Annotated in this window: 18 protein-coding genes and 2 pseudogenes; 5 read left to right on the forward strand and 15 right to left on the reverse strand. The window is 63.6% G+C overall.

What is annotated here, in order from left to right:
• Positions 1 to 36 precede the first annotated feature (36 nt).
• Together CXQ80_RS01185 and CXQ80_RS01190 are read left to right on the forward strand one after the other, a co-directional pair.
• A complete protein-coding gene (locus CXQ80_RS01185) occupies positions 37 to 999 on the forward strand; it encodes an amino acid ABC transporter permease (RefSeq protein ID WP_101315669.1) in 963 nt (320 codons plus the stop codon).
• A complete protein-coding gene (locus tag CXQ80_RS01190; RefSeq protein ID WP_101322925.1) occupies positions 992 to 1,726 on the forward strand; it encodes an amino acid ABC transporter ATP-binding protein in 735 nt (244 codons plus the stop codon). Before CXQ80_RS01185 ends, CXQ80_RS01190 begins: the two co-directional genes overlap by 8 nt.
• A gap of 41 nt (positions 1,727 to 1,767) precedes the next feature.
• Here the strand turns inward: CXQ80_RS01190 and CXQ80_RS25175 are convergent, their stop codons facing one another.
• The 13 genes and pseudogenes from CXQ80_RS25175 to ubiE form a co-directional block, all read right to left on the reverse strand.
• Positions 1,768 to 2,640: a methyl-accepting chemotaxis protein gene (locus CXQ80_RS25175; RefSeq protein ID WP_371918906.1), complete on the reverse strand. Its 873-nt coding sequence runs from the start codon at positions 2,638 to 2,640 to the stop codon at positions 1,768 to 1,770.
• A pseudogene (locus CXQ80_RS25180) lies at positions 2,623 to 3,711 on the reverse strand (methyl-accepting chemotaxis protein); the annotation flags it as partial. The pseudogene CXQ80_RS25180 and the gene CXQ80_RS25175, both read right to left, overlap by 18 nt.
• A gap of 151 nt (positions 3,712 to 3,862) precedes the next feature.
• Positions 3,863 to 4,735 carry a methyl-accepting chemotaxis protein gene (locus tag CXQ80_RS25185; protein ID WP_371918907.1) on the reverse strand — a complete coding sequence of 291 codons (873 nt, stop codon included), beginning with the start codon at positions 4,733 to 4,735 and terminating at the stop codon, positions 3,863 to 3,865.
• Positions 4,718 to 5,779, reverse strand: a pseudogene (locus CXQ80_RS25190) (methyl-accepting chemotaxis protein); the annotation flags it as partial. The pseudogene CXQ80_RS25190 and the gene CXQ80_RS25185, both read right to left, overlap by 18 nt.
• 100 nt (positions 5,780 to 5,879) lie before the next feature.
• Complete coding sequence (locus CXQ80_RS01205) at positions 5,880 to 6,587, reverse strand: 16S rRNA (uracil(1498)-N(3))-methyltransferase (protein ID WP_101315675.1); 708 nt, start codon at positions 6,585 to 6,587, stop codon at positions 5,880 to 5,882.
• Entirely contained in the window at positions 6,584 to 7,375 is a 792-nt protein-coding gene (gene tatC / locus CXQ80_RS01210) for a twin-arginine translocase subunit TatC (protein WP_101315677.1), read from the reverse strand. Before tatC ends, CXQ80_RS01205 begins: the two co-directional genes overlap by 4 nt.
• A complete protein-coding gene (gene tatB / locus CXQ80_RS01215; RefSeq protein ID WP_101315679.1) occupies positions 7,372 to 7,788 on the reverse strand; it encodes a Sec-independent protein translocase protein TatB in 417 nt (138 codons plus the stop codon). The genes tatC and tatB overlap by 4 nt, the downstream gene beginning before the upstream one ends.
• A 3-nt stretch (positions 7,789 to 7,791) precedes the next feature.
• Positions 7,792 to 8,076: a twin-arginine translocase TatA/TatE family subunit gene (locus tag CXQ80_RS01220; RefSeq protein WP_101315681.1), complete on the reverse strand. Its 285-nt coding sequence runs from the start codon at positions 8,074 to 8,076 to the stop codon at positions 7,792 to 7,794.
• A gap of 124 nt (positions 8,077 to 8,200) precedes the next feature.
• On the reverse strand, positions 8,201 to 8,536 hold the full coding sequence (locus CXQ80_RS01225; RefSeq protein WP_101315683.1) for a phosphoribosyl-ATP diphosphatase: 336 nt from the start codon (positions 8,534 to 8,536) through the stop codon (positions 8,201 to 8,203).
• Position 8,537: 1 nt separating this feature from the next.
• Positions 8,538 to 8,930, reverse strand: a complete 393-nt coding sequence (gene hisI, locus CXQ80_RS01230) for a phosphoribosyl-AMP cyclohydrolase (protein ID WP_101315685.1) — start codon at positions 8,928 to 8,930, stop codon at positions 8,538 to 8,540.
• A 73-nt stretch (positions 8,931 to 9,003) separates the two neighbouring features.
• The gene (ubiB, locus tag CXQ80_RS01235) at positions 9,004 to 10,614 is read right to left on the reverse strand and encodes a ubiquinone biosynthesis regulatory protein kinase UbiB (protein ID WP_101315687.1); all 1,611 of its coding nucleotides are present in this window, start codon (positions 10,612 to 10,614) and stop codon (positions 9,004 to 9,006) included.
• Complete coding sequence (locus CXQ80_RS01240; protein ID WP_101315689.1) at positions 10,611 to 11,234, reverse strand: SCP2 domain-containing protein; 624 nt, start codon at positions 11,232 to 11,234, stop codon at positions 10,611 to 10,613. The genes ubiB and CXQ80_RS01240 overlap by 4 nt, the downstream gene beginning before the upstream one ends.
• A complete protein-coding gene (gene ubiE / locus CXQ80_RS01245; protein WP_101315691.1) occupies positions 11,234 to 12,004 on the reverse strand; it encodes a bifunctional demethylmenaquinone methyltransferase/2-methoxy-6-polyprenyl-1,4-benzoquinol methylase UbiE in 771 nt (256 codons plus the stop codon). Before ubiE ends, CXQ80_RS01240 begins: the two co-directional genes overlap by 1 nt.
• Positions 12,005 to 12,128: 124 nt before the next feature.
• Here ubiE and CXQ80_RS01250 point away from each other — a divergent pair, with 124 nt between their 5' ends.
• On the forward strand, positions 12,129 to 12,404 hold the full coding sequence (locus CXQ80_RS01250) for a polyhydroxyalkanoic acid system family protein (RefSeq protein WP_101315693.1): 276 nt from the start codon (positions 12,129 to 12,131) through the stop codon (positions 12,402 to 12,404).
• A gap of 98 nt (positions 12,405 to 12,502) precedes the next feature.
• Here the strand turns inward: CXQ80_RS01250 and CXQ80_RS01255 are convergent, their stop codons facing one another.
• Entirely contained in the window at positions 12,503 to 17,233 is a 4,731-nt protein-coding gene (locus tag CXQ80_RS01255; protein WP_101315696.1) for a DUF6543 domain-containing protein, read from the reverse strand.
• Positions 17,234 to 17,433: 200 nt separating this feature from the next.
• Here CXQ80_RS01255 and CXQ80_RS01260 point away from each other — a divergent pair, with 200 nt between their 5' ends.
• Positions 17,434 to 17,853: a phasin family protein gene (locus CXQ80_RS01260; RefSeq protein ID WP_101322926.1), complete on the forward strand. Its 420-nt coding sequence runs from the start codon at positions 17,434 to 17,436 to the stop codon at positions 17,851 to 17,853.
• A gap of 10 nt (positions 17,854 to 17,863) precedes the next feature.
• Positions 17,864 to 18,622 carry a phasin family protein gene (locus tag CXQ80_RS01265; protein WP_101315698.1) on the forward strand — a complete coding sequence of 253 codons (759 nt, stop codon included), beginning with the start codon at positions 17,864 to 17,866 and terminating at the stop codon, positions 18,620 to 18,622.
• A gap of 121 nt (positions 18,623 to 18,743) precedes the next feature.
• On the opposite strand, the gene CXQ80_RS01270 is transcribed toward CXQ80_RS01265, so the two are convergent.
• Entirely contained in the window at positions 18,744 to 19,358 is a 615-nt protein-coding gene (locus CXQ80_RS01270) for a TetR/AcrR family transcriptional regulator (protein WP_101315700.1), read from the reverse strand.
• Positions 19,359 to 19,361 lie beyond the last annotated feature (3 nt).

Here is a 19,361-nt window from a genome sequence, read left to right on the forward strand (position 1 = left end):
CAAACCCTGCGCGTTCGCATTTACGGAAGTACCCACGTGATCAAACACAAGAAAGCCCAGTGGCCCTGGCACGGGCTGACCGCGCTGGTGCTGGTCGGTCTGGCCATCAGCCTGTACCTCGCCACGTCGATGATGGCCTACGAGTGGCGCTGGAACCGCGTCCCGCAGTATTTCGCCTATCAGGCTGAAGAAGCCCAGCGCGCCGCCAGCTATGGCACGGTTGCCGAGGTCGTAGTCCAGGGCGACAACGCACGCGTTACCCTCAAGGGTGAAGACGGCGAGCAGCAAGTGCTGGACGTGGTCAAAGACAGCCTGCAACTGAGCCGCGGCGATGACGTTGCCGAAGGCGACCAGATCGGTGTCACCCGCCATTGGGCGGCCGGGCCGTTGGCCTGGGGCCTGTGGACCACGCTGTGGCTGTCGGTTGTGTCCGGGGCGCTGGGCTTGGTGATCGGCCTGTTTGCCGGGCTGTGCCGGTTGTCCAACAACCCGACCCTGCGCGATCTGTCGACGGTCTACGTCGAGCTGGTACGCGGCACGCCATTGCTGGTGCAGATCTTCATCTTCTATTTCTTCATCGGCACGGTGCTCAACCTCTCGCGCGAGTTCGCCGGGGTGGCCGCGCTGGCGCTGTTCACCGGCGCCTACGTGGCCGAGATCGTGCGTGCCGGGGTGCAGTCGATTGCCCGTGGGCAGAACGAAGCCGCGCGCTCGCTGGGCCTGAATGCCAGCCAGTCGATGCGCCATGTGATCCTGCCGCAAGCGTTCAAGCGGGTGTTGCCGCCGCTGGCCGGGCAGTTCATCAGCCTGGTCAAGGACACCTCGCTGGTCTCGGTGATCGCCATCACCGAACTGACCAAGAGCGGGCGCGAGGCGATCACCACCTCGTTCTCGACCTTTGAAATCTGGTTCTGCGTGGCAGGGCTGTACCTGCTGATCAACCTGCCGCTGTCGCACCTCGCCAGCCGGCTCGAGCGGAGGCTTGCGCAAAGTGATTGAAGTCCGTGATCTGTTGAAAGTGTTCGACACCCGCGGCCAGATGGTGCGCGCGGTGGATAACGTCAGTACCGGTGTAGCCAAGGGCGAAGTGGTGGTAGTACTGGGCCCGTCGGGCTCGGGCAAGTCGACCTTCCTGCGCTGCCTGAACGGCCTCGAGCACTTCGATGCCGGCCACGTGTCGATCAACGGCATACCGCTGGCCGACCCGAAAACCGACATCAATGCTTATCGCCGCGAAGTCGGCATGGTCTTCCAGCACTTCAACCTGTTCCCGCATATGACCGTGCTGGAGAACCTGTGCCTGGCGCAAAAGGTCGTGCGCAAACGCAACAAGGCCGAGCGTGAGGCCAAGGCACGGGCGTTGCTGGACAAGGTCGGGATAGCCGAAAAGGCCAACGAATTCCCGTCGCGGCTGTCCGGTGGCCAGCAGCAGCGCGTGGCGATTGCCCGCGCATTGGCGATGGAACCGAAGGTGATGCTGTTCGACGAGCCGACCTCGGCGCTCGACCCGGAAATGGTCGGCGAGGTACTCGACGTGATGAAGACCTTGGCCAAAGAAGGCATGACCATGGTCTGCGTGACCCATGAAATGGGCTTTGCCCGCGAAGTGGCCGACCGCGTGCTGTTTTTCGATCATGGCAAGTTGCTGGAAGATTCGGCACCGGCGGCGTTCTTTGATTCGCCCAAAGACCCGCGCGCTCAGGCTTTCCTGCGCCAGGTGCTGTAAGCGCAGGGCCCGTCGCCAGCCGGACTGGCGACGGGCTCGGGTTACAGGCTGAAGCGACCGACCATGCTGCGCAGTTGCCGGCCCAGCTGCTCCAGCTCGCCGCTTGAGGCGGCGGTCTGCTCACTCGCCGCGCTGGTCTGATCGGACACATCACGTACGCTCAGCACGCTGCGGTTGATCTGCTCGGCGACCACGCTTTGCTCCTCGCTGGCAGTGGCGATCTGCTGGTTCATACCCTGAATATTGGACACCGTCTGGGTGATCTGGCCCAAGGCATCGCCGGCTTTGCGGCTCAGCTCGACGCTGCGCTCGGTGAGCTGCTTGCTGTCGTCGAGCAGTTGCGTGACCTGATCGGTACCGCTGTGCAGGTTGTCGATCAACTGCTCGATCTCTTCGGTCGACTGCTGGGTTCGTTGCGCCAGGCCGCGTACTTCGTCGGCAACCACGGCAAAGCCACGGCCCGCCTCACCAGCTCGCGCTGCTTCGATGGCGGCGTTCAAGGCCAGCAGGTTGGTCTGGACCGATACTGACTTGATCACATCCAGAATACTGCCGATGCGCTGGCTCTCAGCCGCGAGGTGGTGCATGGCCTCCAGGCAGTGGTCCATCTGCGCGGCCAGCTGCTCGATCTCAGCCACGGCCAGGGTCACTACCGCATCTCCCTGTTGCGCCTGCTGATCGGCACTGGTGGCCGCCTGTGCAGCGTGCTCGGCGTTCTGCGCGACCTCCTGCACGGTGGCGCTCATCTGGTTCATGGCCGTGGCGACCTGGTCGGTATCCTCCTTCTGCTGGTTGATCCGTGCCTTGGTGTCCTGGCTGGCGACAGCCAGTTGCGAGGCAGCGCTGGAGAGCTGGCCGACGCCCTGATCGATGCCGCCGATCAGCTCGCGCAGGCTCACGGTCATGTCGCGCATGCTGGCCTGCAGCTGGCCCAGCTCGTCGCGCCGCTCAACCGTGTCCAGCTGGCTGAGGTCGCCGCGGGCAATACGCGCGGCCTGGGCCAGGGTCTGGCGCAGGGGCTGGATGATCTGGCCGGTGATCAACCAGGCGGCGATTACCCCGACCACCAAGGCCAACAAGGCGACGCTGGTCAGCAGCGAGCGGTCTTCAACCGCCTCATGGTCGCGCTGCTCGATCTTCTGCTTGGCCAGGGCAACGCTGGCGGCGCTCAGCTGGTCGCCGAGTTTCTCCATGTTGTCGTGCAGTTGCTCCACCTCGATCGCAGCGCTGCGGTACTGCTCGAGGCTGCTGCGATAGCGCGCCAGCTCGGTGCCTGGCCGCTCCCTCAGGGCGCGCGGCAGGCCCAACGGTGCAAGGGCACCGCGCAATTGCGCAAGCGTACTGTCGGCGGCGGCCAACGCCGAGTCGCCGACCTTGGCGAAGGCCTCCAGCGGCGAGTAGGTATAGGCCGGCAGCAGGCTTTGCTGGTTGGCACCCTCGACATGCCGCGAAAAGCTGTCCATGAGGCTGATCAGGTTGCTCTGTTGGCCATCGGCCGAGAGCTTGAGCAGGGTCTGGTTCTGCAACTCGTCGATGGCCTCACCCAGCGTGTGTTCCTGCTGCTGCATACCGACGCGCAGCTGGCCGCGTTTGGCCACGGCTTGCTGGAGCAGGCCGAAGTCTTCGCGCAGGCGCCTGAGCTGATCCAGTTTTTGCGTGAGCAGCTGGCGTGACTGGTCGACTGAGCTGCGTTGCTGGAGGGTGGCGAGCATGCTCTCGAGCTGCTCGATGATGGCGCTGATGCGCGTCCTGCTGGTCTCGTCGGCGAGCACCCGGTAGGTGATCCGCTCTGCGCGCAAGTCCTTGCTCAGGTCATTGATACGGGTGATTTCGCTGAGCTGTTGCGAGCGACTGATGGCGCCGTCGAGGGCGTTCCAGCCACTTATTGTGGTGGCCAGGGTAAGCAGCAGCACCACGCTGAAGCCCAGCGCCAACTTGAGCCTGACGCTCAGGTTGCCGAGCGTGCGATTGATAAAGCCGAACATGGCATACCTCCGTCCATTCAAGATGACCACGGACTGTGGCCATGCCTGCTCATCGGCGCGGAGGTTGTAGGACTTGACCTGCAAATCCTGTAGGAAAGTTCACTGCGCTGCCTAGGAAAATTCCTAGGCCGCACGCAGTTCGGCTGCTCGTCTAGAGCCGGAAGCGCCCCACCAGGCTCTGCAGGTGGGTGCCCAGGCGCGCCAGCTCGACGCTGGAGCTGGCGGTCTCTTCACTGGCTGCCGAGGTTTGGTCGGAGATATCGCGCACGTTCATCACGCTGCGGTTGATCTCTTCGGCGACCGCGCTCTGCTGCTCGGCGGCAGTGGCAATCTGCTGGTTCATGGCCTGGATCGACGACACCGTGCGGGTGATCGTCTCCAGCGAACCGCCAGCACGGCGGGTCAGCTCGACGCTGCTCTCGGTCAGGTCGCGGCTGGCGTCCATCACGCTGGCTACACGCTGAGTACCGCTCTGCAGGCCGGCGATCAGCGCTTCGATCTCTTCGGTCGACTGCTGTGTGCGCTGGGCCAGGCTGCGCACTTCGTCGGCTACTACCGCAAAGCCGCGCCCGGCCTCACCGGCGCGGGCGGCCTCGATGGCGGCGTTGAGGGCGAGCAGGTTGGTCTGCTGAGCCACTGCCTTGATCACATCGAGCACGCTGCCGATCTTGTCGCTTTCGCCCTTGAGCTGATTCATCGCTTCGCTGGAGTTGTTCACCTCGCTGGCCAGACGCTCGATCTGAGCGATGGCTTCGCCGACCACGCGATCACCTTCACGGGCCTGCTGGTCGGCTGCCAGGGCCGCCTCGGAGGCCTGTTCGGCGTTGCGCGCAACTTCATGTACGGTGGCGGCCATTTCGTTCATGGCGGTGGCGACCTGATCGGTCTCGACCTTTTGATTGTTGACCCCGGCGCTGGTCTGCTCGGTGACTGCCGACAGCTCTTCAGCCGCACTGGCGATCTGGGTGACGCCGTCGCCGATACCGCCGATCAACTCGCGCAGGCTCACGGTCATGCGCTGCATGCTGGCCTGCAACTGGCCGAGTTCATCGCGACGGTCGATCTGCAGGTTCTGGCTGAGGTCGCCGCTGGCTACCCGTTCGGCTGCGGTCAGGGTGTAGCGCAGTGGCACAACAATCTGGCGGGTGATGGCCCATGCCGCGATCAGGCCGAGCAACAGGGCCAACGCGGTGGCGCCGGCGAGCAGGGTCTTGGCTTGCTGGGTGCCCTGGTCGCGCACCTCGGTTTGCGAACTGGTCATCTGCTTGCTGGTGTCGATCAGCACAGCGCCTTGCTCGGTCATGCGCTGCAGGGCCTGCGCGGCGGCGGTCTGGGCACTGGCAAACTGATTGACCGCATCGCGGTAGGCGGCCAGCGCTGTGGAGGCGTCATCCAGCCCTGCGGCATATTCAGCCGGCAGCTTGGTCGGCAGCGCCTTGAGCACGGCCAAGGCCTGGTCGATGGCCGTTAGAGCGGTCTGTTGGAATTCAGGTTTACCGCTGTAGGTGTAACCGCGCACCTGGAAGCGTGCCTGCTGCAGCAGGGCGCTGACCTCGACCGCGTGTTGGTACTGGTTGACATCGCCGGCCGCTAGCAGGCGCTGCTGGACCTGGCTGATCAGCGCAGCGGCCTTGTCGGCACTGTCGCCGAGCACGCTGCGGCTGGCATCGCGTCGCTGGCCGGCCTGGCGGATGTCAGCAAAGGCTTGCTGGTATTGACGCACCGCCTCACGTTGCTGCTCCAGGCGCTGTAGGTCGGCAGGTTGCTCAATTTGGCCGAGCATCAATTGCACCTGACGGTCCAGGTTGCCCAAGGCTGTTTCCAGCGCGGCGACGCCTTTCTCGTCGCGGTCACGCTCATATTGCTGGCGAGCGATGCGCAGTTCCTGGGTGTACTGATGGATCACCGAGATGTTGCCCAGCGTGTCACCGCGCGAGGTAACGCCGTTGATGCCGGACCAGCCGGTCAAGGTGATTGCCAGGGTCAGCAACAGGACCAGGCCAAAACCAAAGCCGAGCTTGCGGCTGACACTCATATTTCCCAGAGACTGGGCAACCCACTGGAACATGTTCGACTCCCCCGGCGTTGGCGCTGCAGATTTTTTCTTGTGCTGCTCAGGGCATCGGCCTTGGCTGGGGAAACTTGACGGAAAAGTTCTGACCGATCAGTCAGAAAATGCGCGAGAGCAGGGCAGTGACGGCGGTCTCGACCCGCAGGATGCGTGCACCCAACTGCACCGGTTGCAGGCCTGCCTTGGCCAGCAAGTCGACTTCATAGGGGATCCAGCCGCCTTCCGGGCCGATTGCCAGGGTGACCGGCTGCTGCACGGCGCGAGGGCAGGCCGGGTAGTCGCCGGGGTGGCCGACCAGACCCAAGGTGTCGGCGGCGATGGCCGGTAGCCGGTCTTCGACGAACGGCTTGAAGCGCTTCTCGATGATGATTTCCGGCAGCACCGTGTCGCGCGCCTGTTCCAGGCCGAGGATAAGGTTTTCGCGGATTGCCTCGGGGGTGAGAAACGGCGTTTGCCAGAAGCTCTTCTCGACCTTGTAGCTGTTGAGCAGGATCAGCCGTGGCACGCCGAGGGTGGCGATGGTCTGAAACAGCCGGCGGAGCATCTTCGGCCGCGGTACGGCGAGGATCAGGGTCAACGGCAGCTTGGCCGGTGGCTGCTGATCAAAGCTGACCTGCAGCTCCGCTTCGTGCCCCTCCAGGCGAACCACGCTGGCTTGGCCCATCAGCCCGTTTATCTGACCCACGCGCAGGTTGTCGCCCACTGCAACGCGATGAATCTCCTGCATGTGGGTGAAGCGCCGATCAGCCAGCACGACGCGGTCGGCCGCGATGAAGTCGGCCTGTTCAAGCAGCAGCAGGTTCATGGCTGGGTCGCTGGCGGCTGGTCTTCCGGATCGTCGGCAGCGGGTTCATCGAGCGGGCCACGCTTGCGGATCAGGCCACCACAGAGCACGCCGATTTCGAACAGCAACCACATCGGCACGGCCAGCAGGGTCTGCGAAAAGATATCCGGCGGAGTCAGGACCATGCCGACCACGAAGCAACCGATGATCACGTAGGGGCGGATCTTGCGCAGGTATTTGACGTCGACCACGCCGATCCACACCAGCAACACCACCGCCACCGGGATCTCGAAGGCCACGCCAAAGGCGAAGAACAAGGTCATGACGAAGTCGAGATAGCTGGCGATGTCGGTCATCATCGACACCCCTTCCGGGGTGGCGCTGGCGAAGAAGCCGAAGATCAGCGGGAATACCAGGAAGTAGGCGAAAGCCATGCCGGCATAGAACAGCACGATGCTTGAGACCAGCAGCGGGATCGCTATGCGTTTCTCATGGCGATACAGGCCCGGTGCGATGAAACCCCAGATCTGGTGGAGGATCACCGGGATCGCCAGGAACAGCGAAACGATCATGGTCAGCTTGAACGGCGTCAGGAACGGCGAGGCCACGTCAGTGGCGATCATCGTCGCGTTGGCCGGCAGGTGGTCGCGCAGCGGCGCCGAGACCAGGGTGTAGATCTGCTGGGCAAACGAGAACAGCCCGGCAAAGATCAGGAAGATCACCGCGATACAGCGCAGCAGGCGTGTCCGCAGTTCGGTCAGGTGCGAGACCAGCGGCATCGGCTGGTCGTGGTCCGGTCTATCGCTCATGGGGCTCGTGGCGTCTGGGGCGGCTCAGGGATGGCGGCCGGGGCAACAGGCGTGCTCGGCTCGGCGGGCACTGCAGTAGGGGCCTGCACGGCGGCTGGTGGCTCTGCCAGCGGCACGGTCGGCGCGCCAGCGTCTACCGGCGGTTGGGCTGGCTTGGGTGGCTCTGCCTGTGGGTTGAGAATGCGCCGGGCCTCCTGCTCCATCGACAGGATGTGCTCGTTGTGCAGCTGACGGCGGATGTCGTCGGCGCCGATTTCGCGCTCGACTTCCATCTTGATGCTGTTGAAGCTGCGCTTGAGCCGGCCAATCCACAGCCCCGCCGTACGCGCGGCGCCGGGCAGGCGCTCGGGGCCGAGCACCACCAGGGCGACCAGGCCGACGAGCAGCAACTCGCTGAAGCTGATGCCGAACATGGGTCAGTCTTTCCGCTGCTGCTCTTGGACCGGCTGGGCCTGGCCCTCGAGGGTGGTGTGCGGTTGAGTCAGCGGCGCTGTGGTATGCGGCTGTTGGGTTGGCGGCACTGGCTGCACCGGCGGCGGGGTCTGCTCGGCAGGTTTGTGCTCTTCATCGCTCATGGCCTTGCGGAAGCCCTTGATCGACTCACCGAGGTCACCACCGAAGTTTTTCAGCTTCTTGGTGCCGAACACCAGGACCACCACGACCAGCAGGACGATCCAGTGTTTCCAGTCAAAAATACCCATTTTGTACTCCTGAAAAAGGTGTGTCGGCTTCGCCAATACGCTCCTTGTACAGGAGCGGCCTTGCCGGGGCGCCGGATCGGTCGGAACAGGCTGCAAGGCAGCCCCATCAATCAGTGCATCACTATCAGGCCGAAGGCTGCCGCGCTGCCTTCTCATCATGCCCGGACAAACCAAAGCGGCGGTCCAGCTCATCCAGCACCGCCTGCGGATGTTGCCCCAGTGCCGAAAGCATCACCAGGCTATGGAACCACAAGTCAGCCGTTTCGTAGATGACATCACTGCAGTCGCCGCTGTGCGCAGCGTCCTTGGCAGCAATAATGGTCTCGACCGACTCTTCACCGACCTTTTCGAGGATCTTGTTCAAACCCTTGTGATAGAGGCTGGCAACGTAGGAGCTGTCCGGGGCCGCGCCTTTGCGGGCCTCCAGTACTTCGGCAAGACGGGTCAGGGTATCGCTCATGTCAGTGGCCTGCGCGGTAAATTGCATCGGGATCTTTCAAAACCGGGTCGACGCTGACCCATTGGCCATTTTCGAAGACGCGGTAGAAGCAGCTTTCGCGGCCGGTGTGGCAAGCGATCTGGCCCAGCTGCTCGACCATCAGGATGATCACATCGGCGTCGCAGTCCAGGCGCATCTCGTGCAGCTTCTGCACATGGCCGGACTCCTCACCCTTGCGCCACAGCTTGCCACGCGAGCGCGACCAGTAGATAGCACGGTTTTCGGCGGCCGTCAGAGCCAGCGCTTCGCGGTTCATCCAGGCCATCATCAGCACCCGACCGCTTTTATGGTCCTGGGCAATTGCCGGCACCAGGCCATCGCTGTCCCACTTGATCTCGTCCAGCCAGTCTTTCATCGTCGACTCCAAAACCGGGCCCGCTTCGCTATCGGGCCTGTTGCATTAGTGTGCCAGCCAGCAGCGTGGCTGGCTATCGGCGTACCACCAGGTACAGCCCGGCGCTGAGCATCAGCCAGGCCGGCCACGCCGCTGGCGCACCCAGGCTGACGGCGCCCGTGGCAAGGATGGCGCCACCAGCGAGCAGGCCGGCACCGAGCAGGCGCAGCGCCCATTGATCACCGTTACGACGGCGCTGGGGCATCTGCGGGTCGTGCAGGTGCGGTTGCGACAGGCGCTCGAGCAGGTCGCGGGTCATGTCGGCCAGGTGCGGCAGTTGCTCGGCCTGACTGTAGATATTGCCCAGTACTGCCTTGGGGCTCATGCGCTCGCGCATCCAGCGCTCCAGAAACGGCTTGGCCGTGCTCCACAAGTCCAGATCCGGGTACAGCTGACGGCCCAGGCCTTCGATGTTGAGCAGAGTCTTTTGCAGCAGGACCAGTTGCGGCTGGACTTCCATGTTGAAGCGCCGCGCGGTCTGGAACAGGCGCATCAGCACCTGGCCAAACGAGATGTCCTTCAGCGGCTTCTCGAAGATCGGCTCGCACACGGTGCGGATCGCGGCTTCGAATTCATTGACCTTGGTATGCGCCGGGACCCAGCCGGAGTCGATGTGCAGCTCTGCTACACGGCGATAATCACGGCGGAAGAAGGCGATCAGGTTGCGCGCCAGGTAGTCCTGGTCTTCGGCGGTGAGGCTGCCGACGATCCCGCAGTCGATGGCGATGTACTGCGGGCTCCATGGCTTGACCGTGCTGACGAAGATGTTGCCTGGGTGCATGTCGGCATGGAAGAAACTGTCGCGGAACACCTGGGTGAAGAACACCTCGACGCCACGCTCGGCCAGCAGCTTCATGTCGGTGCGCTGGTCGGCCAGGGCCACCATGTCGGTGACCGGCACGCCATAGATGCGCTCCATCACCAGCACCTTGGGCCGGCACAGGTCCCAATACACTTGCGGCACGTACATCAGATCGGAGCCTTCGAAGTTGCGCCGCAGCTGGCTCGAGTTGGCCGCCTCGCGGAGCAGGTCGAGCTCGTCATAAATGGTTTTTTCGTAGTCGCCGACCACTTCCACCGGGTGCAGGCGGCGGGCATCGGCGGACAACCGCTCGGCGCCCTTGGCGATCAGGAACAGCCATGCCAGGTCCTGGGCGATGATCGGCTTGAGGCCAGGGCGCACCACCTTGACCACTACCTCTTCGCCGGTCTTCAGGCGTGCGCTATGGACCTGGGCGACCGAGGCCGAGGCCAGTGGCTCGACGTCGAAGCGGCTGAACACTTCGCTGACCTTGGCGCCCAGTTGCGCTTCGATCAGCGCCACTGCTTGTTGCGGGTCGAATGGCGGTACGCGGTCCTGCAGCAACATCAGCTCGTCGGCGACGTCGCTTGGCAGCAGATCGCGGCGGGTCGACAGCAACTGGCCGAACTTGATGAAGATCGGACCCAGGTCCTGCAGCGCCAGGCGCACCCGTGCGCCTCGGCTGAGCGGCGAGGGCTTGCGTGGCAGCCAGCGCCAGGGCATGAGCAAACGCAGGCTCATCAGCCACCAGGGCAGCGGTTGCTCGAACAGAATGTCATCGAGGCGGTAGCGAATCACTACACGCTGGATACGAAACAGGCGGCGGACGGCGAGCAACTTCATGCGTTATCGCTGGTATCAAGGGATCGGGCAAGGCGGCGGATGCGCGCCTCGAGGCGTTCGACATCGACCTTGACGCGGTCGAGCTCGCTGAATGCGGCCTCGGCTTCGCGGCGGCCGACCAGGGTACGGGATTCTTCGGCAAGGTACTCGGAGAGGTTCTGGCCGAAGCGCGCCAGGCCCTGCCGGGTCCAGCGTGCACGCAGGCGTAGGTGGCCGGCGAGCAGGGCGGTGGGCACCGGGCCCAGCCAACGCGACAGCTCGTACTCCCAGTCCAGCTCGAGGTCTTGCAGCACGGCCACCAGGTCGAGCAACACGGCGCTGTCACCGTGCAGCTGCACCTGCGGGCTGTGCAGTACAGCGGTCTTGTCCTTGGCCAGGGCCAACTGGACCAGGCTACTGGCCGGTGCGCGCAGGGTGCAGTCGGCCTCGCTTTCCCAATGCGCAGCCAGCAACAGGCCATCTTCATCGGGCAGGATGTACAGCTGCAGGGCCGGCTGCAGACAGTCGATGGCGATCACCTTGCCTTCCAGCGCGGCCAGCCGCGGCAAGGCCGTGCTGTCCAGACGCAGGACGCGGTTGAGGCCATGCTCGACGCTGGCGAGCAGCCCGGCCAGCAACATCAGGGTTTGATCCCCCGGTGCACGGCGACGATACCGCTGGTCATGTTGTGATAGGTGACGCGGTCGAAACCGGCATCGACCATCATCGCCTTCAACGTTTCCTGATCGGGGTGCATGCGGATCGACTCGGCCAGGTAACGGTAGCTTTCCGAGTCATTGGTGATCAGCTTGCCGGCCAGCGGCATGAAGGCGAACGAGTAGGCGTCGTAGGCCTTGGACATCAGCTTGCTGGTCGGCTTGGAGAACTCCAGCACCAGCAGGCGACCACCGGGCTTGAGTACGCGCAGCATGGAGCGGATGGCATCGTCCTTGTGAGTGACGTTGCGCAGGCCGAAGGCGATGGTCACGCAGTCGAAGTGGTTGTCCGGGAACGGCAGCTTTTCCGCGTCGGCCTGGACGAATTCGATGTTGCCGGCCACGCCACGGTCGAGCAGGCGGTCACGGCCGACCTTGAGCATCGACTCGTTGATGTCGGCCAGCACGACCTGGCCAGTAGGGCCGACCAGGCGCGAGAACTTGGCTGCCAGATCACCGGTGCCACCGGCGATATCCAGCACCCGGTTGCCACTGCGCACACCGGACAGCTCGATGGTGAAGCGCTTCCACAGGCGGTGCATGCCGCCCGACAGCACGTCGTTCATCAGGTCGTATTTGGCGGCTACGGAGTGGAAAACCTCGGCGACTTTCTTCGCTTTCTGGCTTTCTGGCACATCTTTGTAGCCGAAATGAGTGGTGGGTTCGGCGTGTTCGCCTTTGCGCTGGTCGTTCATATCGCATCACCGGAAAAAAGTATCGCCATTCTAGGGGCAATGGGCGGATTTGTCTTGGCGGGGTGTGCCCTCGGGCAGGGGCGGGCATAATGGCGCCATTGTCTTTATATCCAGGATTGCCCGCATGACCCAGATCAGCGTTGAACGCAAACACGCCCTCGGCCGCGAAGCCGCCCGCGCCAAGGCCGAGGCGCTGGTCGACAAACTGACCCGCGAATATGGCCTGGAAGCCAACTGGCAGGGTGATCGGGTCGAAGTTTCGCGTAGCGGCGCCAAGGGCAGCGTCGAAATCGGCGACGATCTGATCCGCGTTCAATTGAAGCTGGGCATGATGATGTCGATGATGAGCGGCACCATCAAGGGCGAGATCGAACGGGCATTGGACAAGGCCCTGGCCTGAGCCTCCAGTCTTGAGGCATGTGCCGCCTCTGCGGGAGCGGCCTTGCATCGCGATGGGCTGCGCAGCCGTCCCAGTACAGCTGCGCTCAGTGAGGCGTGCTAGGGGGCGGCAAACGGGAACAGGTCTTCGATCTGCTCCAGGCGTAGATCCCCGCGGTAGATGCGCACCCGCTCTGCCGGGTTGACTGTGCGCTGCAGTTGTTCTTCCCGGCTCATCGCGCGTGGCTCCCAGAACTTCAGGTGGCCTTTGGCAAACGCGCGTGGCGCGGCTTGTGCGCTGGAGTAATGGAAGTGCGCTTCCCATAGCTGCTGGTGCGGCGTCGTGCGGTTGATGGCGTAGACATCCAGGTAATCCTTGTCCTTTAGCCGTTTACGCAGCGTGGTCGGCACGCGCTGGATCTGTACCTCGCCTTGCGCCACCAGAAAGTGCAACGCCTGGCTGTCAGGGTGGCGGGTATCAAGGTAGGCCTGCGTCAGCAGGCGGCGCTTTTCACTTTGCATTTGCCCGATGGCCTCACGCAGTTGGGTGGCAAGCGCCTGCTCTTGGCCGGCTTCAAGCTGCGTGGCAATGCCGTCCATGTCCTGGATGTGCCAGTCCAGCAGGTCGGCGAGGCTGTTGGGCTCGTTCAGGTAGCGGGCGGCCAGTGCGAGCCTGGCGTCCTTGCGCGCCAGCAGGCTTGAGCCAACACGGCGCAGGTAGGCGGTGCCGGGTGGGGTAGGCGCTGTCACTGGCGCCTCGTCCCATTGGCCGTCACGCTGCTCGTAATGGCTGACCGCCTGGTCGGTGAAGGGATCATGCTGGATAGCTTGCGTACCTTGCTCGTTCGGCTCGGCGAGCAGCGGCTTGCCGCGAGAGGTGCGGATCAAACGGCGGTTGCCCGGTCGTTCCCTGTGGGTCATCGGCACAACTGGCGGCGTGGCGCCACTGTCGTTGTCGCGCAGGGTGTTGCTCAATTGCTCGACGGTCAGTGCTTCCAGTTGGGAAAGCTCGCGGATGTAGTCCTCGACCCTGGGCTTGTCCACCGCAGGCTCGTCGAGCGACAACAGTTCGTGGGCCTTGCCTAGCGAGGCCCGGTATTCGCGCAATGCGTTGTCCAGCACCTCCACCCGCTCCGCAGGTTCCAGGGCGGTGCCTTCGAGGCTGTCATGGCTGAGCATGGCCTGATGAAAGTCACTGCTGCGAAGACCCGCCTGCAGGCGCAGCACTGCTTCAAAACTCTCGGGCTCCAGACGCGTCCTGTCGATCACCAACTGGGCGAGATCGCTGAAGATCTGTCCACGCACGATGAGGGTCGAATAGGTGCGATACGCAACCGCCTTGCTCATCTTTTCCTGTTGGTTCTCGAACTGGATCCGGTGGTCGGCGTAGATCATGCGGATGTTGGCGTCGAGCCTTTCGCTGACGGTGAGCATACGCTGGTGGGTGGTGAGGGCCTCGGCGACAGTGCGGCGAAACGTGGTGGCAAATTCGATCTCGGCTGGCTCGACAGGAAGGCGTGCGAGCTCCCGTGATTGCTGACTGAGAGAGTCGTAATCGGTCAGCTCCAGTAACCGATGATAAAGGTACTGATCGTTGTTTATTGATTGCTCGTACCATTGATTGAGGGCCCGACGGGCGCGAGCCTCAGGGTCCATACGCTGGTACTGCGGTTCGCCGAGTTCAGTGAAAAGCGCAATATTGGACTCGATCAGCACGGCCTGTTTCTCGAAAATGGAGGCCATTATTCCGAGGATGGGGCGGTGTTGCTTGCGCTGCCCATGCAGGTTTTCCAGACGGATGCGCAGATCATCCGGGAGCGCTGCGCGCGCATCAGGCGGCAGTTTTTCCATGTCGCTTCGAAAAGCTGCGGCTTCTTGATCATAGGCGCTGAGCAACTGCGCATTGCGTTCTGCGAGCGGCGCCAGCTTGGTCAGCTCGCTGTCGTTGTTGCGGCGACGCTGCTGCAGCGCGTTGAAATGGTCCACTTTCTCTGCGACCGCCTGGCGCCTGCTTTTCGGCATCCCGCCGGCCAGCCTCAGGTCAAGCCGCCACTCGCCGTTCCAGCGGGTGATCCAGGGGCCCTGGGCACGTTCTCGATCAGGCAGGTAGTAACCGTCCGGCGCGCCGCCCCACTGTCCCGACCACTCACTCTGGTTCTGCTCGGGGCCGACGATGCGGACACCGGCAAAGGTCTCCTGGACTTCGTAGGGCTCGTGGTCGAGCGCCACATAGTGACGTTCATTCACCTTGAACAGGCCGCGCAGGCGGCCGTGCGGCTCGGCGCTGTGCCCGGCGAGGGAGATCCTTGCGCGCAGGCCGGCCAGCGTCTCACGTTGCGCCGCGGTCAAATGGCCAAGGCCTTGCCCACCCTGCCAACCACTCACCCGCAAAGGTGCCGGACGGCCTTGTTCGACGGGTTCCTGCCAGGGCGCCGGAGAGGGTTCCTCACGGTTGAGCGTGGCGCCGGGTTCGTGCGGTCTGGGCCCTTCGAGACGTGGCTTGAGCGGTGTGGACAGTGTGTCCGGTTGCGCCCCGCTGGCATGACCGTGAACCAGCAGCATGGCCAGGTTGGTCAGCACGTCAGTGACAGCCAGGGCCTTCTCTTCAGGCGTACCCCGCTCCAGCGCGGCGAGGTCATCCTTGAGTGCCACCAGGCTGATGATCAGCCAGGCCACTGACGCGGCTGGACCGCGTAGCACCGATGCGACCGTGTTGAAGGCGAGCCAGGCCAGTTGACTGATCAGTGCCCAGCGTTGTTGAGCGTTGGAGACGCTTTGCCTGGACGCCAGCACCAGCAGGGCCTTGCCGCGGGCCTGGAACATGTGCTGGTCAAGATCGCCCTGCCAGGCGCTGAAGCGCACCCTTGCCGGCTGGCGCAATCGACTCAGCAGTGCATCCAGCATGTCTGCAAGGGCCAGCAGGTGCGCCAGTTCAGACAGATTGCGGTGCAGGTGCGGTCGCTGGAAGCCACCGTCTTCATAGATCGCGCGAGCGTCGTCGTCCATCCAGTCCAGCATGTCTTGCTGCAGGGGCTGATCGGCGAGAACGCTGTCCATCAGATGCTCGAGGTCGTCGAATTCGCGTACGACCTGCTCGTTGCAAAGCGCCCGGTAAAGCACCCAAGGCCCGTTCGCCTGGAGCCGGATCAGGAACATGCCCTGGACCTCATTGGCCGCAGCCGCTTGCGGCGCACAGAGAAATGCCAGCGGGGCCATGGCGTGGACGCTGGACCGATCCCCGGGCCGGTCACAGAAATCGGCCAGCGCCTGCCAGCTGCGGTCCCGCAACTGGCCAGCGATCTTCGCCTGGAGGGCTCCGAGCAGCAGATGGCTGCGCCATTCGCGGGCGTGCAGCCGCACCCGGTGGGCCGTGTTGCGGGCATCCTGCAGCGCGGCGTTGACGTACCCCGGGTAGCGCCCGCCGATGTCGACTGTCCGTATCAACCTGTCGACATACTCAGGCGTCAGCCATTGAGGCGGTTGCGAGCCGTCGGCCAGAAGAATGCCGGTCACCGCTTCATGCTCGCCGACCTGCAGGCGGGTAATGGCCAGCGCGGTGAGCGACTCGGTTCTGAGGTATTGAAGATCGAAGGTCAGCGAAGAGGTCTGCACCCTTTGGGCAATGCTCGCCAGCACCTGGTCTGGCTGTAACAGCCTCCCCTGGGGATGATCCGCGTGCATCTGTTCACGCAGGCAGCGTGAGGCGTATTGGTTGAGGTCTTCGATATCACCCCACGAGGTCTCGCCTTTGGCCAAGGCCTGGCTGGCGGCTAACTGGAGCAGGGCCGTCTGGTACTGGAAACGATCGCCCGCGCTGGCCTGGGCCAGCCAGCCCGGTACTTCGATGGTGGGTTGGGCCGCTGGCGGCCACGGCTGATCGAGGAAGCCGGCCGCAGGGTCACTGAGCAGGCTCAGCGCCGCTTCCAGTTCACGCGGGGTAGCGATATCGGCCAGTCGCAGGCGGCCAATCTCATCGAGGATGCCATTGAGCAGCTGGCGGGCCTGATGTGCGAACGCATCCTCCTCCAGCGGCGCCTTCGCCCACACCATCGATTCGAAGTGATACCGCTGTGCCAATTCGTCGCGCAGGGCGCAGGCGAAGGCGGACAGGTCGTGGTAACCGTGCACGGTGCCGGTGGGCTTGCACCAGAGCAGCAAGTCACGATCGGCGTGGCGTGCACAGAGCAACGTGCTGCTGAGTGAGAGGCAGTGCTCGACCCCCGCGCTGTTCAGCCTGACCTGCAGGGCATGGCACACCAGGCCATCGCTGCGCCCCTCGAGCAAGCCGTACAGCACGCTCTTCTCGGCGTCGCCGAGGCCCTGGCGCTGGATGTTGGCCAGCAGGTTTGCTTTCAATAACTGTTGCATCCAGCGCAGAGCGGAGATTTCCGAATCGCCTTCGAGGGCGTTCCAGAAACCGATCTGGGCTTGCTGGAAGCTGTCGATCACGCAGGCCAGCAGGGCGTCGAAATCCTGGTTGAGGTCGGCCATGCGCAGATCGATCTCTGGCTGGCCTGGCCCGGCTTGCTGCGGGTGAAACACCTGTCCCGTTGCCAGGCTGAGCTGATCGGTCGGCGCCAACGCCATGCGCTTTCCGCTGAGCAGGTGGGCGATCAGCGTGTCGACCAGCGGGCTTTGCCCAGGCCCTGCGCCGGGGGCTTGGGCGTGGATAATGTTGAAGCCTTCGAGCGATTCGAGCTGAGGGTAGCTGGTACGAATCCACGGATAGCGCCTGGCAAGCGTCTCCAGACCTTCGTGGGCAATGACCTGGCGCAGGCTGGGGCGGTTGGCGAAGCGCGCCGCGACGAGGCGTTGGATCGAAGCGACGGGCGTTGGGGCGGCAAGCGGCATGGTACAGGTCTCCAATGCGAAAGGAGCTTGTACGCTGGGTCAGCGGCGGTGGTGGCCTGCGGTAAATACATCAAACGTGGGCCTGGTCGTTGCGGTTGCGTCGCTTAGGGTGAGAATTCTAATTTTTCTGCATACCGTTGTGCTCAAGCCCGAAGTCCGTGGGCAGTTCCTCCATCCCCTATGAGCGAGAGGTGCAGAGCATGGCCAAGATCAATCTGAAGAAAAAAGACGACGCCCAAGGCACGCTGGACGAAGTGCGTAACTATGCGCGCAGAGTCTGGCTGGCAGGCCTGGGCGCCTATGCCCGAGTCGGCCAGGAGAGCACCGACTACTTCAAGGAGCTGGTCAAGGCTGGCGAAGGCGTCGAGAAGCGTGGCAAGAAAGTCATCGACAAAAAGCTCGATGCCGCCAACGAGCAGATCGATGAAGCCGGTGAAGAAGTCAGCCGCGTACGTGGCAAGGTTGAAGTTCAACTCGACAAAATTGAAAAAGCTTTTGATGCGCGTGTCGCGCGTGGCTTGAATCGCCTCGGCATTCCGTCTAAACATGACGTTGAGGCGTTGTCCATCAAGTTGGAACAACTCCACGAGTTGCTCGAGCGTGTCGCGCGCAAACCATAAGGAGAGCAGGATGGCTGGCAAGAAGAATATCGATAAAGAAGGCGGCTCCTGGATCGGCGGAATCGAGAAGTACTCCCGCAAGATCTGGTTGGCTGGCCTGGGTATCTACTCCAAGGTCGATCAGGACGGCCCCAAGCTGTTTGATTCGTTGGTCAAGGACGGCGAAAAAGCCGAGAAGCAGGCGAAGAAGACCGTTGATTCGGCGGCTGATGAAGCCAAGTCGGCAACCTCTTCGCGCGTTGCCGACGTCAAGGAGCGCGCGCTGGGCAAGTGGGGCGAGTTGGAAGAAGCCTTCGACAAGCGCCTCAACAGTGCTATCTCGCGCCTCGGTGTACCGAGCCGCAACGAGATCAAGGCGCTGCACCAGCAGGTCGACACGCTGACCAAGCAGATCGAGAAGCTGACTGGCGCGTCGGTGACGCCGGTGTCCAAGGCGGCCGCGAGCAAATCTGCTGCAAAACCGTTGGCCAAAGCAGCCGCCAAAACCGCCGGCGCCAAGCCTGCAGGCAAAACGGCAGCCGCCAAACCAGCGGCTAAAACCGCAGCGGCCAAGCCTGTAGCCAAGCCGGCGGCCAAGTCTGTAGCTGCCAAGCCTGCGGCGAAACCGGCAGCGGCCAAGGCAGCGGCAGCGAAGAAGCCTGCGCCGAAGAAAGCGCCGGCCAAACCGGCAGCCAGCGCCGCTCCGGCCGCTACCGCAGCACCCGCATCTGCAGCGGCTACGGGCAGCAGCACGCCGTCGGCACCAACGGGTACCGATACCCTGATCTGATAACGCGTCGTCTTCTTCGCGGGCGAGCCCGCTCCCACAGGTACAGCGCCGATCAGCAGCTCAGCGCAGGCTCCGTGGGAGCGGGCTTGCCCGCGAAGGCCCCAACGCCGGAACCTCAGGTCTACCCCTCCAGATACCGCACCGCCAACTGCTCCGCCGCCGCCCGCGCCTGTGCTTGCAGATGCGGCGCCACCAGCATCATCACCTGATACACCACCACCCCGACGTCGGCCGCGCGGCCGATCACGCGCTGATAGTCCAGCGAGAACATCAGGGTCATGGTGATCTGCTCGACCAACTGCCCCAACGCCTGAGTATCGCTGGTGACCTGTCCGTGCGCCTTCAGGCTGGCCAGCAGCGCCGCCAGGGTGCGTTTGATCGCATTGATCAGGCTGCGCATGCCGCGGGCCAGCTTGGGCAGGCGCCCGGTCAGGTTCGACAGGTCCTGAAAGAGGAAACGGTACTGGGCCATGCGCTCGACGATCAGGTGCAGGAACAGCCAGTAGTCCTCGGCGTCCAGGCGCACGTCCAGCGGCGGATCGAGCAGCGGCATCAGGGCCTCTTCGAAGCGCTCGAACAGGCCGTTGACCAACGGCTCCTTGCCGTGGAAGTGGTAGTACAGGTTGCCCGGGCTGATGCCCAGCTCGTTGGCGATTTCCAGCGTCGACACATTCGGTTCGCCCTGCTGGTTGAACAACTGCAGGGCACATTCAAGGATACGGTCACGGGTCTTCATCGA

The sequence above is a fragment of the Pseudomonas sp. 02C 26 genome, assembly GCF_002843585.1.
GTDB lineage: Bacteria > Pseudomonadota > Gammaproteobacteria > Pseudomonadales > Pseudomonadaceae > Aquipseudomonas > Aquipseudomonas shirazensis.